At 70.4% G+C, this 469-nt stretch carries 1 protein-coding gene; it reads left to right on the forward strand.

Features of this window, described 5'->3' with window-relative positions; genetic code table 11:
- The coding region (locus tag ACU8YC_RS26900; RefSeq protein ID WP_446896244.1) for an IMP dehydrogenase at positions 1 to 469 on the forward strand (469 nt) is incomplete at both ends.

The raw sequence follows: 469 nt of genomic DNA on the forward strand, positions 1-469 counted from the left end.
ACCATTACCTCTGCTTCGGCATGAGCACCGTCAAGGAAATCGAGAAGCGCGTAGCCGACCCGAACGCCGTCAAGGACGTGCAGGACCGCCTGCGCGTCCCCGCCGCAACGACGACGGGCGACAGCGGCTTCGAGCGGGCCGAGCGCCTGATCGACGCCGGCTGCGACGTCATCGTGGTGGACACCGCCCACGGCCACTCGATCAAGGTGCTCGACGCCGTCGCCCGGGTGAAGCAGCTCTCGAACGCCGTGCAGGTCGTGGCCGGCAACGTCGCGACGCGGGACGGCGCCAAGGCGCTGATCGATGCCGGCGCCGACGCCATCAAGGTCGGCATCGGCCCGGGCTCGATCTGCACGACCCGCATCGTTGCGGGCGTCGGCGTGCCGCAGCTCACCGCGCTGATGGAGGCCGTCGAGGCGGCCGGCGAGGCCGCCATCCCGGTCATCGCCGACGGCGGCAACAAGGATTT

The organism is Citrobacter sp. VF227 (assembly GCF_052950715.1).